Annotated in this window: 12 protein-coding genes and 1 pseudogene; 10 read left to right on the top strand and 3 right to left on the bottom strand. The window is 73.4% G+C overall.

The genetic code is table 11. The features are described from left to right. Positions 1-14 precede the first annotated feature (14 nt). The 5 genes from OG867_RS25655 to OG867_RS25635 are packed head-to-tail and all read left to right on the top strand — an operon-like array spanning position 15 to position 6,637. Positions 15-1,043: a cobalamin biosynthesis protein gene (locus tag OG867_RS25655; RefSeq protein WP_406288830.1), complete on the top strand. Its 1,029-nt coding sequence runs from the start codon at positions 15-17 to the stop codon at positions 1,041-1,043. Further along, positions 1,040-2,593, top strand: a complete 1,554-nt coding sequence (locus tag OG867_RS25650) for a cobyric acid synthase (RefSeq protein ID WP_406288828.1) — start codon at positions 1,040-1,042, stop codon at positions 2,591-2,593. Before OG867_RS25655 ends, OG867_RS25650 begins: the two co-directional genes overlap by 4 nt. Beyond that, positions 2,590-4,611, top strand: coding sequence for a putative cobaltochelatase (locus OG867_RS25645; RefSeq protein WP_406288826.1), 2,022 nt, complete (start codon positions 2,590-2,592; stop codon positions 4,609-4,611). Before OG867_RS25650 ends, OG867_RS25645 begins: the two co-directional genes overlap by 4 nt. Further along, complete coding sequence (cobO, locus tag OG867_RS25640; protein ID WP_018104683.1) at positions 4,611-5,210, top strand: cob(I)yrinic acid a,c-diamide adenosyltransferase; 600 nt, start codon at positions 4,611-4,613, stop codon at positions 5,208-5,210. Before OG867_RS25645 ends, cobO begins: the two co-directional genes overlap by 1 nt. Beyond that, positions 5,204-6,637 carry a cobyrinate a,c-diamide synthase gene (locus OG867_RS25635; RefSeq protein ID WP_406288823.1) on the top strand — a complete coding sequence of 478 codons (1,434 nt, stop codon included), beginning with the start codon at positions 5,204-5,206 and terminating at the stop codon, positions 6,635-6,637. The genes cobO and OG867_RS25635 overlap by 7 nt, the downstream gene beginning before the upstream one ends. A 5-nt stretch (positions 6,638-6,642) precedes the next feature. On the opposite strand, the gene OG867_RS25630 is transcribed toward OG867_RS25635, so the two are convergent. Continuing rightward, complete coding sequence (locus OG867_RS25630; RefSeq protein WP_406288821.1) at positions 6,643-7,365, bottom strand: ZIP family metal transporter; 723 nt, start codon at positions 7,363-7,365, stop codon at positions 6,643-6,645. Positions 7,366-7,371: 6 nt separating this feature from the next. Here OG867_RS25630 and cobC point away from each other — a divergent pair. After that, a pseudogene (gene cobC / locus OG867_RS25625) lies at positions 7,372-8,982 on the top strand (Rv2231c family pyridoxal phosphate-dependent protein CobC). 158 nt (positions 8,983-9,140) lie between these two features. Here the strand turns inward: cobC and OG867_RS25620 are convergent. Beyond that, positions 9,141-10,238, bottom strand: coding sequence for an SCO1860 family LAETG-anchored protein (locus OG867_RS25620; protein WP_406288819.1), 1,098 nt, complete (start codon positions 10,236-10,238; stop codon positions 9,141-9,143). A gap of 323 nt (positions 10,239-10,561) precedes the next feature. Then, positions 10,562-11,662: an amidohydrolase family protein gene (locus OG867_RS25615; protein WP_328899578.1), complete on the bottom strand. Its 1,101-nt coding sequence runs from the start codon at positions 11,660-11,662 to the stop codon at positions 10,562-10,564. Between the two features lie 133 nt (positions 11,663-11,795). Between OG867_RS25615 and OG867_RS25610 the strand changes: the two genes are divergently transcribed. The 4 genes from OG867_RS25610 (at position 11,796) to OG867_RS25595 (ending at position 15,539) form a co-directional block, all read left to right on the top strand. After that, a complete protein-coding gene (locus OG867_RS25610; RefSeq protein WP_328899579.1) occupies positions 11,796-12,902 on the top strand; it encodes an aminotransferase class V-fold PLP-dependent enzyme in 1,107 nt (368 codons plus the stop codon). 318 nt (positions 12,903-13,220) lie between these two features. Beyond that, on the top strand, positions 13,221-13,751 hold the full coding sequence (gene ectA, locus OG867_RS25605) for a diaminobutyrate acetyltransferase (protein ID WP_202534490.1): 531 nt from the start codon (positions 13,221-13,223) through the stop codon (positions 13,749-13,751). A 75-nt stretch (positions 13,752-13,826) separates the two neighbouring features. Next, entirely contained in the window at positions 13,827-15,089 is a 1,263-nt protein-coding gene (gene ectB, locus OG867_RS25600) for a diaminobutyrate--2-oxoglutarate transaminase (RefSeq protein WP_406288815.1), read from the top strand. A gap of 51 nt (positions 15,090-15,140) precedes the next feature. After that, positions 15,141-15,539 carry an ectoine synthase gene (locus OG867_RS25595; protein WP_328899581.1) on the top strand — a complete coding sequence of 133 codons (399 nt, stop codon included), beginning with the start codon at positions 15,141-15,143 and terminating at the stop codon, positions 15,537-15,539. The last annotated feature ends 3 nt before the right edge of the window (positions 15,540-15,542 follow it).

The following is a 15,542-nucleotide window of genomic DNA, read 5'->3' as shown; positions in this document are numbered from 1 at the left end:
CGGCCGGCTGAACCGTGCGTGCCGATCGCATCTACGCGTACGGCGCCACCGCCGGCCTGATCGGCGACCTGCTGCTCGGTGACCCCCGCAGGGGGCACCCGGTCGCCGCTTTCGGGCGGGCCGCCGCGGCCGTCGAGGACCGGCTCTGGCGCGACCACCGCGGCCGGGGCGCCCTGCACACCCTGATCTGCGCCGGGGGCGCCGCCGGGAGCGCGGCGCTCGCCGCCCGTGCCCTGCGCCGCCACCCCGCCGCGTCCGTGGCCCTGACCGCCGCCGCCACCTGGTCCGTCGTCGGCGGTACGTCGCTGGGGCGCGAGGCCCGGGCCATCGGCGGGGCGCTCGCCGCGGGGGACATCGAGCTGGCCCGGGAGCGGCTGCCGCACCTGTGCGGACGCGACCCGCAGGCGCTGGACGGCCCCGGGATCGCGCGCGCCGTCGTGGAGTCCGTCGCCGAGAACACCTCGGACGCCGTGGTCGGCGCCCTCGTCTGGGGCGCCCTCGCCGGTGTCCCCGGGCTCGTCGGCTTCCGCGCCGCCAACACGCTCGACGCGATGGTCGGCCACAGGTCGCCCCGCCACCTGCGGTACGGCTGGGCCTCGGCCCGCCTGGACGACCTCGCGGGCTGGCCCGGCGCCCGCCTCACCGCCCTGCTCGCCGTGGCCTCCGGCGGCCGCCCCCGGGAGGCCGTACGGGCCTGGCGGGCGGACGCCGCGCAGCACCCGAGCCCCAACGCGGGGCCGGTGGAGGCCGCGTTCGCCGGGGCGCTGGGCGTACGGCTGGGCGGGACCCTCGCCTACGGCGGGCGCGTCGAGCACCGGCCCGTGCTCAACGGGCAGGCCGGCCGGGCGGTGGAGACCGGGGACATCGAGCGCGCGGTGCGGCTCTCGCGCCGGGTGGGCGTGCTCGCCCTCGGCGTCAGCGTGGCCGCCCGGCTGGGCGCGGGGGCCCTCGCGCGCCGGATCTCAGGAGCGGGGCAGACCCCGATCGCGCGCCCGGCCCGCAGACCTCACGTATCCCGTACTGCTGGACGGAGAGCGATATGAGCGGCGGACTGCTGGTCGCCGGGACCACCTCGGACGCGGGCAAGAGCGTCGTCACGGCGGGCATCTGCCGCTGGCTGGTGCGCCGGGGCGTGAAGGTCGCCCCGTTCAAGGCGCAGAACATGTCGCTGAACTCCTTCGTCACCCGCGAGGGCGCCGAGATCGGCCGGGCCCAGGCGATGCAGGCCCAGGCCGCCCGCGTCGAACCGACCGCCCTGATGAACCCGGTGCTGCTCAAGCCCGGCGGCGACCGCTCCAGCCAGGTCGTCCTGATGGGGCGGCCGGTCGGCGAGATGAGCGCCCGCGGCTACCACGGCGGGCGGCAGGAACAGCTGCTGTCCACCGTCACGGACTGCCTGGAGCAGCTGCGGAGCACGTACGACGCGGTGATCTGCGAGGGCGCGGGCTCGCCCGCCGAGATCAACCTGCGCCGCACGGACATCGTGAACATGGGCATCGCCCGGGCCGCGCGCTTCCCGGTCGTGGTGGTCGGGGACATCGACCGGGGCGGGGTCTTCGCCTCGTTCTTCGGGACGACCGCGCTGCTCGCTCCCGAGGACCAGGAGTTGATCGCGGGGTATCTGGTCAACAAGTTCCGGGGCGACGTCTCGCTGCTGGAGCCGGGGCTCGACATGCTGCGCGACCTGACGGGCCGTCCCACGTACGGGGTGCTGCCCTTCGCGCACGGGCTCGGCATCGACGAGGAGGACGGCCTGCGGGTGTCGCTGCGCGGGACCGTACGCGAGTCGGCGGTCGCCCCGCCGCACGGCGAGGACATCCTGCGCGTCGCCGTGTGCGCGATCCCGCTGATGTCGAACTTCACCGATGTGGACGCGCTGGCCGCCGAACCGGGCGTCGTCGTCCGCTTCGTGGACCGGGCCGAGGAGCTGGTCGACGCCGACCTCGTCATCGTGCCCGGCACCCGGGGCACCGTGAAGGCGCTGGCCTGGCTGCGCGAGCGGGGGCTCGCCGAGGCCCTGCGGCGGCGCGCCGCCGAGGGGCGGCCGGTGCTCGGGATCTGCGGCGGCTACCAGATCCTCGGCGAGCGCATCGAGGACGAGGTGGAGTCGCGCGCCGGGCGGGTCGACGCGCTCGGGCTGCTGCCGGTGCGCGTCCGCTTCGACTGCGGGAAGACGCTCGCCCGGCCGTCCGGCGAGGCGCTCGGTGAGCCCGTCGAGGGATACGAGATCCATCACGGCGTCGCCGATGTGCGCGGCGGCGAACCGTTCCTGACGGACGGCCGGGGCACCCCGCTGGACGGCTGCCGGTCCGGTGCCGTCTGGGGCACGCACTGGCACGGTTCGCTGGAGAGCGACGCCTTCCGCCGCCGGTTCCTGGCCGAGGTCGCCCGGCTCGGCGGCCGCCGCTTCGTGCCCGCGCCCGACACCTGCTTCGCCGGTCTGCGCGAGGAACAGCTCGACCGCCTCGGCGACCTGATCGAGGAACACGCGGACACCGACGCGCTGTGGCGGCTCATCGAGTCGGGCGCGCCGTCCGGTCTGCCGTTCATCCCGCCGGGAGCGCCCGCCATCCCCGTCAAGGAGGCCCTGTGAGTACGCCCTACCCCTTCACCGCCATCGTCGGCCAGGACGACCTGCGGCTCGGGCTGCTGCTCAACGCGGTCAGCCCGGCCGTGGGCGGGGTCCTGGTCCGTGGCGAGAAGGGCACCGCCAAGTCGACCGCCGTGCGCGCGCTGGCCGCGCTGATGCCGGAGGTCGCCGTCGTGCCGGGGTGCCGTTTCTCGTGCGCCCCCGCCTCGCCCGACCCGGCGTGTCCGGACGGCCCGCACGAGGACGCCTCCGGCGTGTCGCGGGCGGCGCGGACCGTGGAGCTGCCGGTCGGCGCGTCCGAGGACCGGCTCGTCGGGGCGCTCGACATCGAACGGGCCCTCGCGGAGGGCGTGAAAGCCTTCGAACCGGGCCTGCTCGCGGACGCGCACCGCGGCATCCTGTACGTGGACGAGGTCAACCTCCTGCACGACCATCTGGTGGACCTGCTGCTCGACGCGGCGGCCATGGGTGCCTCGTACGTGGAGCGCGAGGGCGTCTCCGTGCGGCATGCGGCGCGGTTCCTGCTCGTGGGGACGATGAACCCCGAGGAAGGCGAATTGCGGCCCCAACTGCTCGACCGGTTCGGGCTCACCGTCGAGGTCGCGGCGTCCCGGGAGACGGACCAGCGGGTGGAGGTCGTGCGGCGGCGGCTCGCTTACGAGGACGATCCGGCGGCCTTCGCGGCGCGCTGGGCCGACGAGGAAGCGGAGTTGCGGGACCGGATCACGGCCGCGCGGGCGCTGCTGTCCGAAGTGGTGCTCGGGGACAAGGCGTTGCGGCAGATCGCGGCGACCTGCGCGGCCTTCGAGGTCGACGGGATGCGCGCGGACATCGTCATGGCCAGGACCGCGACCGCGCTGGCCGCGTGGGCGGGGCGCACCGACGTACAGGCCGAGGACGTCCGGCGGGCGGCGCTGCTCGCGCTCCCCCACCGGAGGCGGCGGAATCCCTTCGACGCGCCGGGCCTCGACGAGGACAAGCTGGACGACACGCTGGAGCGGAACGGCGGCGGGGACGACGAGCCGGAGCCGGACGGGCCCGGTGACGGCGGGGGCGGCGGAGGTGGCGGCGGGCTTCCGCCGCAGGGGGACGGGCCCGACACGCCGCCCCGGCCCGAGGACACGGCGGACGACACGCCCGGGGCGCCCGTGCCTGGGCAGGGCGGTGAGCAGCAGCCCGTACGGGCCGGTGAGCCGTTCCGTACGAAGATGCTCAGCGTGCCCGGTCTCGGCGAGGGGGCGGCGGGGCGGCGGTCCCGGGCCCGCACCGCGCACGGGCGGACGACGGGCTCGCGGCGGCCCGAGGGCACGCTGACCAAGCTGCATCTGGCCGCGACGGTCCTGGCCGCCGCCCCGCACCAGCGGGCGCGGGGCCGGTCCGGGCGGGGGCTCGTGGTGCGGCGGGACGATCTGCGGCAGGCGACGCGGGAGGGGCGCGAGGGCAATCTCGTGCTGTTCGTCGTGGACGCCTCCGGGTCGATGGCCGCCCGGCAGCGCATGGGCGCCGTCAAGGGCGCGGTGCTGTCCCTGCTGATGGACGCCTACCAGCGGCGCGACAAGGTCGGTCTGGTCACCTTCCGGGGCCGGGAGGCGGAGGTGGCGCTGCCGCCGACCTCGTCGGTGGACGCGGCGGCGGCCCGCCTGGAGTCGCTGCCGACGGGCGGGCGGACCCCGGTGGCCGCCGGGCTGCTGAAGGCGCACGACGTGCTGCGGGTGGAGCGGCTGCGCGACCCGTCCCGGCGGGCCCTGCTGGTCGTGGTGACGGACGGACGGGCGACCGGTGGGCCGGACCCGGTGGCGCTGGCGGCGCGGGCCGCCCGGCTGCACGCGGCCGAGGGCACGGCGTCGGTCGTCGTGGACTGCGAGACGGGCCCGGTACGGCTGGGGCTCGCGGCTGCCCTCGCCGCCGACCTGGGCGGCACCGCCGTCACGCTGGACGAGCTGCGCGCCGAATCGATCGCCGGGCTGGTCAAGGACGTCCGGGGCGCGGGCCTCGGGCACACCGACAGGAGGGTCGCGTAATGCCGCAGGGACAGCCGGAGAGCGTGCCGGACGACGGACTGACCACCCGGCAGCGGCGCAACCGGCCGCTGCTGATGGTGCACACCGGCATCGGCAAGGGGAAGTCGACGGCGGCCTTCGGGCTCGCGCTGCGCGCCTGGAACCAGGGGTGGCCCATCGGGGTCTTCCAGTTCGTCAAGTCGGCGAAGTGGAAGGTCGGCGAGGAGAACGCGCTGAAGGTCCTCGGCGCGAGCGGCGAGGGCGGGTCCGTCGCCTGGCACAAGATGGGCGAGGGCTGGTCCTGGGTCCAGCGGGACGACCAGACGGACAACGAGGCGAAGGCCCGGGAGGGCTGGGAGCAGGTCAAGCGCGACCTGGCCGCCGAGACGTACCGGCTGTACGTGCTGGACGAGTTCGCCTACCCGCTGCACTGGGGGTGGATCGACACCGACGAGGTCGTCTCGGTGCTGCGCGACCGCCCCGGGACGCAGCACGTGGTGATCACCGGCCGCAACGCGCCCGCCGCGCTGCTGGACGCGGCGGACCTGGTGACGGACATGTCGAAGGTCAAGCACCCGATGGACGCCGGGCAGAAGGGCCAGAGGGGCATCGAGTGGTGAATGTGCCACGCCTGGTCATCGCCGCGCCCTCGTCGGGCAGCGGCAAGACCACCGTCGCGACGGGCCTGATGGCCGCGTTCGCCGCGCGGGGGCTCGCCGTGTCCGGGCACAAGGTGGGCCCCGACTACATCGACCCCGGCTTCCACACGCTGGCGACCGGGCGGCCGGGGCGCAACCTCGACGCCTACATGTGCGGGCCCGAGCTGATCGCGCCGCTGTTCGCGCATGGCGCGCGGGGGTGCGGGCTGGCCGTGGTCGAGGGCGTGATGGGGCTGTACGACGGGGCCTCGGGGCTCGGTGAGCTGGCGTCCACCGCGCAGGTGGCGAAGCTGCTGCGGGCGCCGGTGGTGCTCGTCGTGGACGCGTCGTCGCAGTCACGGTCGGTGGCGGCGCTGGTGCACGGGTTCGCGTCCTGGGACGCGGGGGTGCGGATCGGCGGGGTGATCCTGAACAAGGTGGGGTCCGACCGGCACGAGGCGTTGCTGCGCGAGGCGTTGGAGGAGTCGGGGGTGCCGGTGCTGGGCGCCTTGCGGCGGGCGGAGGGGGTCTCCGTGCCGTCGCGGCATCTGGGGTTGGTGCCGGTGGCGGAGCGGCGGTCCGATGCGGTGGCCGCTGTCGCGGCGATGGCGGGGCAGGTGGCTGCGGGGTGCGATCTGGAGGGGTTGTTGGCTTTGGCGCGGTCGGCACCGGGGGTGCCGGGTGGGGCGGTGTGGGATGCGGGGGGTGCTGTCGGCGGCGGTTTCCCCCTCCCCGCCCCTTCCCGTAACCGGGGCTCTGCCCCGGACCCCGCTCCTCAAGCGCCGGAGGGGCTTGATTTGGCGGGCGTCAAGCCTGTTGTTGCTGTTGCTGGTGGGGCCGCTTTTACGTTCTCGTACGCCGAGAACACCGAATTGCTCGCCGCTGCCGGGGCCGACGTCGTTTCCTTTGATCCGCTGCGGGACGAGGCTCTCCCCCTCGGGACGCGGGGCGTCGTCATCGGGGGTGGGTTTCCCGAGGTGTACGCCCCCGAGTTGTCGGCCAACGAAGCTTTGCGGAAGGCCGTCGCGGAGTTGGCTCTCTCGGGGTCGCCGGTGGCCGCCGAGTGTGCCGGGTTGTTGTATCTGGGGCGGTCGTTGGACGGGCTGCCGATGTGCGGGGTGCTCGACGCCGATGCACGGATGACCAAGCGGCTGACGCTCGGGTACCGGGACGCCGTGGCGCTCACCGACAACGTGCTGGCGCCCGCCGGGGCGCGGATGCGGGGGCACGAGTTCCACCGGACCGTCATCGAGCCCGGGGCCGGTGACGAACCCGCCTGGGGCATGCACCGGCCCGAGCGGCGTGTGGAGGGGTTCGTCCGGGGCAACGTACACGCGAGTTATCTGCACACCCACTGGGCCGCTTCGCCCGGCACGGCCGCACGGTTCGTGGAGCGGTGCCGGGGGTGACGGGGTCACTGGGCGAGGCCGACCACCAGCCAGATGAAGCACACTCCGGCCACCGTGCACAGCAGGGTGGAGCGGGCCGGGTGGTCGTGGTGGGCCTCGGGCAGGATCTCGGCGGCGGCGAGGTAGAGCAGCGCGCCGCCGAAGAAGCCGAGATAGCAGCCGAGCAGTTCCTCCGGCAGGGTGAACAGCAGCGTGGTCGCCGCCCCGACGACGGGCGCCGCCGCGTCCGCGAAGAGCATCGTGAGGGCCTTGCGGCGGGCGTTCCCGTACAGGCTGGTGATCGTGTACGTGTTGAAGCCGTCCGCGAAGTCGTGCGTGATCACGGCGAGCGCGACGGCCGTCCCCATCCCGCCGCCGACCTGGAAGGCCGCGCCGAGCGCCACCCCGTCCATCAGGCTGTGGCCGACCATCGCGGACGCCGCCGTCAGCCCGACCTGCGGGACCCGCTCCTCGGCCGCCCCGTGGGCCGCCTGGCGCACCGCGAGCAGCCGCTCCACGAGGTGGGCGACGAGGAAGCCGCCGACGAACAGCAGCAACGCCGCCGGGACGCCGAAGACCAGGCCGCCCGCCGCCTCCACCGCCTCGGGCAGCAGGTCCAGCCCGACCACGCCGAGCATCAGCCCACCGGCCAGGCCGAGGACCAGGTGGCGGCGGTCGCTGACGCGCTGGGCGACCCAGCCGCCCGCCAGGGTCATCAGGAACGCGCCGAGCGCGACGAACACCGCCATGGCCTCTTGCTAGCCGATGCACCCCGCTCCGCGCATCTCGGCGCGCTGGTCGTCGGCGTCGGCGCCTCCCGAGGTGTCTCCGCCGACGAGGTCACCGGGCTGGTCCTGGAGGTGCTGCGGGAGGCAGGGCTCACGGAGCTCGCCGCGCTGGTGACCGTAACGGCGAAGGCCCGTGAGCCGGGGCTGCTCGGGGCCGCCGCGCGGCTCGGGGTTCCGCTGCGTGCCTACCCGGCGGACGTGCTCGCCCTGGTCCCCGTCCCGCACCCCTCCGGCGCGGCGCTCACCGCCCTCGGCACCCCCTCGGTGGCCGAGGCCGCCGCCCTCGCCGGCGGCGGTCAACTCCTCGTACCCAAAAGGAAGTCACGGCCTCGCGACGGGCACCCGTCGATGGCCACCTGCGCGGTCGCGCGCCGGCCCGTCGGGACCGTTGCGTGAAACAGGGTGCGGGGCGCATAGTCATCCTGCCGGAGTCCACCCAGGCCACGGCGCACACCCCCACACCACACCCCCACCACGGCGGTCATGCACACTCCCACTGAGAGTCCCGACGCGACAGGCGCGGGCACCCACGATCTGCGTCACCACGGCGACGCGGAAGTACGCGGACGGGGCCGGGATCTGACCGATCTCGCCGTCAACGTACGGGCCGGCACCCCACCGGCCTGGTTGAAGGAGCGCATAGCCGGCTCCCTGGGCGCGCTCGCCGCGTATCCGGACGGCCGCGAGGCCCGCGAGGCCGTTGCCGCACGGCACGCACTTCCGCCCGAACGCGTCCTGTTGACGGCGGGCGCGGCGGAGGCGTTCGTCCTCGTCGCCCGTGCGCTGCCCGCCCGGCGGCCGTACGTGGTGCACCCTCAGTTCACCGAGCCCGAGGCGGCGCTGCGCGCGGCCGGGCACGAGGTGGGGCGGGTGCTGCTGCGGGCCGGGGACGACTTCCGGCTCGACCCGGCGGACGTGCCCGACGACGCGGACCTGGTGGTCGTCGGCAACCCGACCAACCCGACGTCCGTCCTCCATCCCGCCGCCGTCCTCGAACGCCTCGCGCGTCCCGGCCGGACCCTGGTGGTGGACGAGGCGTTCATGGACGCGGTGCCGGGCGAGCGCGAGGCCCTGTGCGGGCGTACGGACATCCCCGGGCTCGTCGTCCTGCGCAGCCTCACCAAGACCTGGGGGCTCGCCGGGCTGCGCATCGGTTACGTGGCGGCCGACCCGGAGACCATCCGCACCCTGGAGGAGGCGCAGCCGCTGTGGCCGGTGTCGTCGCCCGCGCTGGCGGCGGCGGAGGCGTGCGTGGAGCCGCGCGCGCTGGCGGAGGCCGCCGGTGCGGCGGACCGGATCGTGGTGGACCGGGCTCATCTGGTCGCCGGGCTGCGGGAGTTCTCCGAGGTCCGGGTGGTGGAGCCGGCCGAGGGGCCGTTCGTGCTGATCCGCCTCGACGGCGCCGCCGAGATAAGGGAGCGGCTGCGGATGCTGGGGTTCGCGGCGCGGCGAGGAGATACGTTTCCGGGGCTCGGGGACGGCTGGCTGCGGCTGGCGGTACGCGACCGGACGACGACCAACCGCTTCCTCCAGGCGCTCGACCTGGCGCTCCAGGCACTGACGGTGGCGGGGCGGTAGCGGCGCTCCGGATGGTGGGTGGCGCTCCGGTTGGTGAGCGGCGCTCTGGTTGGTGAGCGACGCTCCGTTCGGCGCGCGGCGCTTCCATAGGTGAGCGATGCTCCCCCCTCGGAGCACCGCTCACCATCCCCTCCCCCGGGGTTCCTCCCCTCGGGCCGTCAGCCTCGGGCGCGGCGGCGGGTCAGGACCATGGCGCCCGCGCCGGCCGCCAACAGCAGCGCCGCGCCGCCCGCGATGTACGGGGTGCTGGAGCTGCCGCCCGTCTCGGCCAGGTCCCCGTCGGTGGCGGCCGGGGCCTGGTCCGTACCCGTCTGGGTCTTCACGTCACCGCCGCCCCCGGTGGAGCCGGCCTTGTCGCCGCCGTCCGTGGAGCCGCCGTTCCCGGAGCCGCCGTCACCCGAGCCGCCGTCCGTCGAACCGCCCCCGGTCGCGCCCCCGTTGTCGCCGCCGCCGTTCTCGTTGCCGCCGTTCTCGTTGCCGCCGTTGTCGCCGCCGCCGTTGTGGCCGCCCCCGTTGTCGCCGCCGCCCGTGTGGCCGCCGTGGCCCTTCGGGGTTTCGCAGGTGGCCTCCGCGAGCGTGACCTCGCCCTTGACGTCCGCGACGTTCAGGTCGAGCGGGTTGACCGACACCTTCAGCCGGAGCGCCACCGCCGCGGCCGTGCGCGAGGTGGTCTCCGTCTTCGACAGGTCGAGCGTCACCTCGCCCACATGCGGCACCGCGACCCGCGTGGTGCCGCCCGCCGTGAGCGTGACGCGCTTGCCGAGCACCGACACGTACCCGAGCACGTTGGCCTCGGCGACCGGCCGACTGCCCACCTCGCAGACCGCCTTCGAGGTGACCTTCTCCACCTTGAGCAGCGGGAACACCGTGAGCCCGGGGAGGCTCACCCGGGCGTTGGCGAGGTTGCTGTATCCGGCCGCCCGGTGCTTGTCGGCGGTGGCCTTCGCGGTGGCCACGTCCGCCTTGAGGACGCTGAACGGCTTTCCGCGGTCCACGCCGTCGAGCCGCACGCTGAGCGCGGTCTGCTCGGCGCTGCGCGGTGCCCGCACCTCGTTGAGCGTGACCTTCAACGGCACATCGACCGTCTTGTTGAGGAGGGAGACGTCGAGCGCGGTACGGAGCACGACCGCGCTCGCCTTCCCGTCGCCGCCGGCCGTGGTGGTCGCGGGGGCGGCATGAGCCGGGACCGCGACGAGGGCGGCGACGGGAGCTGCGGCGACCGCCAGGGCGGCGAGACGGAAGGTGTTGCTGTTCAAGATGGTGGAACCCCCACAGGAGACATGGAGCCACCGGCGCGCCGTCCAATGGGGGACATCGCGGGCACCGGTGGCCTCGACTCCGTGAATCTTTACGCACAGAGGGTGAACTGGCGGACACCTGAGGCCAGTTCACTCCAAAGGGGGGTTTTCGCGCCCGTATTCGAATATTCCGGCACGTGCGTTCCTCGGGTTCACCCGTTTCACTGAGTGCCGGGGCGTTTCGGACCGTCGGGGGCGGCCCGTACGAGGACCGTGCCGCGTACACGGAAAAGGTTCAACGAGCGGGCCGCTCCCAGGTCACTGCCGGTCAACGCGGTGCGTCAGCCGATCACGCGCCCGTTCAGGACGACCCGGCGCGGCCCGGCCAGCACCCGCACGTCCGCCCGCGGGTCCTCGTCGTACACCACGAGGTCGGCCGGTGCCCCCTCCTCCAGGCCGGGCCTGCCGAGCCAGGACCTCGCCCCCCAGGTCGTCGCGGACAGCGCCGCCAGCGGCGGGATGCCCGCCTTGACGAGCTCCGCGACCTCGTCGGCCACCAGGCCGTGCGCGAGGACCCCGCCCGCGTCGGTGCCGACGAAGACCGGGATCCCGGCGTCGTAGGCGGCGCGCACGGTGTCGTAACGGCGTTCGTGGAGCCGACGCATATGGGCGGACCAGCGCGGGAACTTCGCCTCGCCGCTCTGCGCGAGCGAGGGGAAGGTGGCGATGTTGACCAGCGTCGGAACGATCGCCACACCGCGCTCCACGAAGAGCGGGATGGTGTCCTCGGTGAGGCCCGTGGCGTGCTCGACGCAGTCGATCCCGGCCTCGACCAGGTCGCGCAGCGAGTCCTCCGCGAAGCAGTGCGCGGTGACGCGGGCGCCCAGCCGGTGCGCCTCCGCGATGGCCGCCTCGACCGCCTCGCGCGGCCAGAGCGCCGTCAGGTCGCCCACCTCGCGGTCGATCCAGTCGCCGACGAGCTTCACCCAGCCGTCACCCCGGCGCGCCTCCTGGGCGACATGGGCGACGAGTTCATCGGGCTCGACCTCCCAGGCGTAGTTACGGGTGTAGCGGCGGGGCCTGGCGATGTGGCGGCCGGCCCGGATGATCTTCGGCAGGTCCTCGCGGTCGTCGATCCACCGGGTGTCGGCGGGCGAGCCCGCGTCCCGCAGGAGCAGCGCCCCGGCCTCCCGGTCGTCCAGGGCCTGCTTCTCGCTGGTCGCCGCGTCCACGGCGCCGTGGTGGTCGAGTCCGACGTGGCAGTGGGCGTCGACCAGGCCGGGCAGGGCCCAGCCGGTGACGGTGACGGCGTCGTCCGCGCCGGGCGGCCGCTCGTAGGTGATCAGTCCGCCGACCGCCCAGAGCTCGTCCCTGACCTCCTCGGGTCCGACGAGCACCCGCCCCTTCACATGCAGCACCCGCGATGCCTCGTGATCACTCATGCACAGCACTGTACGAGGGGCCCATCGCGTGCGACATGCCCTGTCCCGGCCCGTCCGGACGGTGCTGGGTACTCTCGGAGGCGCCCGGTCAGCAGGCCGGAGCCCGCCGACCGAAACCGAAGAGAGCACCGCCGTGACGCACCCCTTCCTCGACCTCGCTCCGCTGACCGCCGCGCATTTCGCGGCGATCGAGCGGCGGGTGGCCGGTCTGCTGGCCACCGAGCAGGACGTCGTCATCATGCAGGGCGAGGCGCTGCTGCCCCTGGAGGGCTGCATCCGGGGCGGCGCCCGGCCCGGTTCGACGGCGCTGAACGTGGTGACCGGACCGTACGGGCAGACCTTCGGGAACTGGCTGCGCGACTGCGGGGCCGAGGTCGTCGACCTGGAGGTGCCGTTCCACACGGCCGTCACCGCGGACCAGGTCGCCGAGGCGCTGGCCGCGCATCCGGAGATCGACTTCGTCTCGCTGGTCCACGCCGAGGCGGCGACCGGGAACACCAACCCGGTCGCGGAGATCGGCGAGGTGGTGCGGGCGCACGGCGCGCTGTTCATGCTGGACGCGGTCGCCTCGGTGGGCGCCGAGCCGCTGCTGCCGGACGTCTGGGGCGTGGACCTGTGCGTGATCGGGGCGCAGAAGGCGATGGGCGGGCCCGCCGGGGTCTCGGCGGTGTCGGTGAGCGCACGGGCCTGGGAGCGGATCGCGGCCAACCCGCAGGCGCCGCGCCGGTCCTACCTGTCGCTCCTCGACTGGAAGGAGCGCTGGATCGACGGCGGCCGCACGGCGCTGCTGCACGCCCCGGCCCAGCTGGAGATGCTGGCCCTGGAAGCGTGCGTGGAACGGATCGAGGCGGAGGGCCTGGACGCGGTGACGGCCCGTCACGCGGCGGCCGCGGCGGCCACCCGGGCCGGTGCGGTGGCGCTGGGCGGCGGCCTGACCCCGTACGTCCACGAGGCCCGGGACGCGGCGCCGGTGGCGACGACGCTGCGCACGCCGGAGGACGTGGACGCGTCCGAGGTGGTCGCGCGGGCGCTCGCGGCCGAGCCCTCGCTGCCGCTGATCGCGGGCGGGGGTGCGCTGGCCAAGGAGATGATCCGGGTGAATCACTACGGGGTGGATGCGACGCGGGGCGCGGTGCTCTCCTCGCTCGCGGCTCTGGGGGCGGCGCTGGCCGGGACGGGCCGGCAGGTCGATCTGGAGGCTGCCCGGAAGGCCGTCTCGGAAACCTGGCCCAGCACATAAAAGCGGGGCCGATAAACAATGCGGGGAGCTGCCTGAATCAGAGCAGCTCCCCGCATTCTTATGCCCGCTTCTCCCCAGGCTAAACACCCCAGTTTTCAAGCTGTTCCCGGGCCCCATTTCGGTTGTGTGTGGAGAGAGTTATGGGCTTGTGACCGACTCCACACAGTCGGAGATTTGCCCGATAAATACCGGACAGAACGCCAGAAAGAGAAGGCTGCTCGCGCCGGTGCGCGCACCCGCCTGATAACACAGACGCCCGCCTCACCCAACCCCTTGCCTCGATGCAATTTAAAAACTTGCTGGGTAAATTCAAATGCCATGACCGCCGCACCAGCAGATTTTGCAAGTGCCCGAAGCGAATTCCTTACGATCGACACGCCACGGGTGGAGGACGGGGCCGCGATCTGGCGCATCGCCCGCGACTCCGAGGTCCTGGACCTCAACTCCTCGTACAGCTACCTGCTGTGGTGTCGTGACTTCGCGGCGACCTCCGTGGTCGCCCGTGACGAGACCGGCGCCCCGGTCGCCTTCGTGACGGGGTACATCAGGCCGGACCGCCCCGAGACGCTCGTCGTCTGGCAGGTGGCCGTCGACCACGGCCACCGCGGTACGGGCCTGGCGGCGAAGCTGCTGGACTCCCTGACCGCGCGGGTCGCCGCCGAACAGGGCCTGGCCTCGGTCGAGACGACCGTCACCCCGGACAACACCGCGTCGGACCGCCTCTTCACCTCCTACGCGCAGCGCCACGACGTGGCCCTGGAGCGCGAGGTGCTCTTCGACGGCGGACTGTTCCCCGAAGGCACCCATCTGCCGGAAGTGCTCTACCGCATCGGCCCGTTCCACGCCTGAGCGCGCACTCCCACCCGCCGCAGCTTCCTTCAACGCCGCCCGTCACACCACCTCACGCCCCGCAGGAGACCCGCTGTGACCATCACCCCGCCCGCCCTCAGTGTCTTCGAGACCCTGGAATCCGAGGTCCGGAGCTACTGCCGCGGCTGGCCCGCCGTGTTCGACCGCGCCCAGGGCGCCCGGCTGACCGACGAGGACGGCCACTCGTACCTGGACTTCTTCGCCGGCGCGGGCTCGCTCAACTACGGCCACAACAACCCCGTACTCAAGCGCGCGCTGATCGACTACATCGAACGCGACGGCATCACGCACGGCCTCGACATGGCCACCACCGCCAAACGCGCCTTCCTGGACACCTTCCAGAACGTCGTGCTGCGCCCCCGCGACCTGCCGTACAAGGTGATGTTCCCCGGCCCGACGGGCACCAACGCCGTCGAGGCGGCGCTGAAGCTGGCCCGTAAGGTCAAGGGGCGCGAGTCCGTCGTCTCGTTCACCAACGCCTTCCACGGCATGTCGCTCGGCTCGCTGGCCGTGACCGGCAACGCGTTCAAGCGGGCCGGTGCCGGCATCCCGCTGGTGCACGGCACGCCGATGCCGTTCGACAACTACTTCGACGGCCAGGTCCCCGACTTCCTCTGGTTCGAGCGGCTCCTGCAGGACCAGGGCTCCGGGCTCAACCACCCGGCCGCCGTGATCGTGGAGACCGTCCAGGGCGAGGGCGGCATCAACGTGGCCCGCGCCGAGTGGCTGCGCGCGCTCCAGGACCTGTGCCACCGCCAGGACATGCTGCTGATCGTGGACGACATCCAGATGGGCTGCGGCCGTACCGGCGGCTTCTTCTCCTTCGAGAAGGCCGGCATCACGCCGGACATCGTGACGCTGTCGAAGTCCATCAGCGGCTACGGACTGCCCATGTCGCTCTGCCTGTTCAAGCCGGAGCTGGACGTCTGGGAGCCGGGCGAGCACAACGGCACCTTCCGCGGCAACAACCCCGCGTTCGTCACCGCCGCCGCCGCGCTGGACGCCTACTGGGCGGACGGCCAGATGGAGAAGCAGACGCTGGCCCGGGGCGAGCAGATCGAGCAGACGATGCTGGCCATCTGCGGCGAGCACGACAGCGCCCGGTTCCGTGGCCGCGGCCTGGTCTGGGGCCTGGAGTTCGACGACCCGGCGCGCGCCTCCGCGGTCTGCGCCCGCGCGTTCCGGCTGGGGCTGCTCCTGGAGACCTCCGGCCCGCAGAGCGAGGTCGTGAAGCTGCTGCCGCCGCTCACCATCACACCCGAGGAGCTGGACGAGGGCCTGCGCACGCTGGCCCGTGCCGTCCGCGAGACCGCCTGACGGTCCGGACCGCACACCTCACCTCCGTACAGAGAAAGGCATCGAACCACCGTGATCGTCCGATCGTTCGCCGACGTCGAGAACACCGACCGGCACATCAAGTCCGCCTCCGGCACCTGGGAGAGCAAGCGCATCGTGCTCGCCGAGGAGAAGGTCGGCTTCTCGCTCCACGAGACCATCATGTACGCGGGTACCGAGACGTCGATGTGGTACGCGAACCACATCGAGGCGGTCCTGTGCGTCGAGGGCGAGGCCGAGCTGACCGACGACGAGACCGGTGAGAAGCACTGGATCACGCCGGGGACGATGTACCTGCTCAACGGCCACGAGCGCCACACGATGCGGCCCAAGTCCGATTTCCGCTGTGTCTGCGTCTTCAACCCGCCGGTCACCGGACGGGAGGAGCACGACGAGAACGGTGTCTATCCACTGCTGACCGAGGAGGGCTGAACC

This window comes from Streptomyces sp. NBC_00209, from assembly GCF_045206345.1.
Classification (GTDB): Bacteria; Actinomycetota; Actinomycetes; order Streptomycetales; family Streptomycetaceae; genus Streptomyces.
This window is presented reverse-complemented; position numbering and strand designations above follow the sequence as displayed.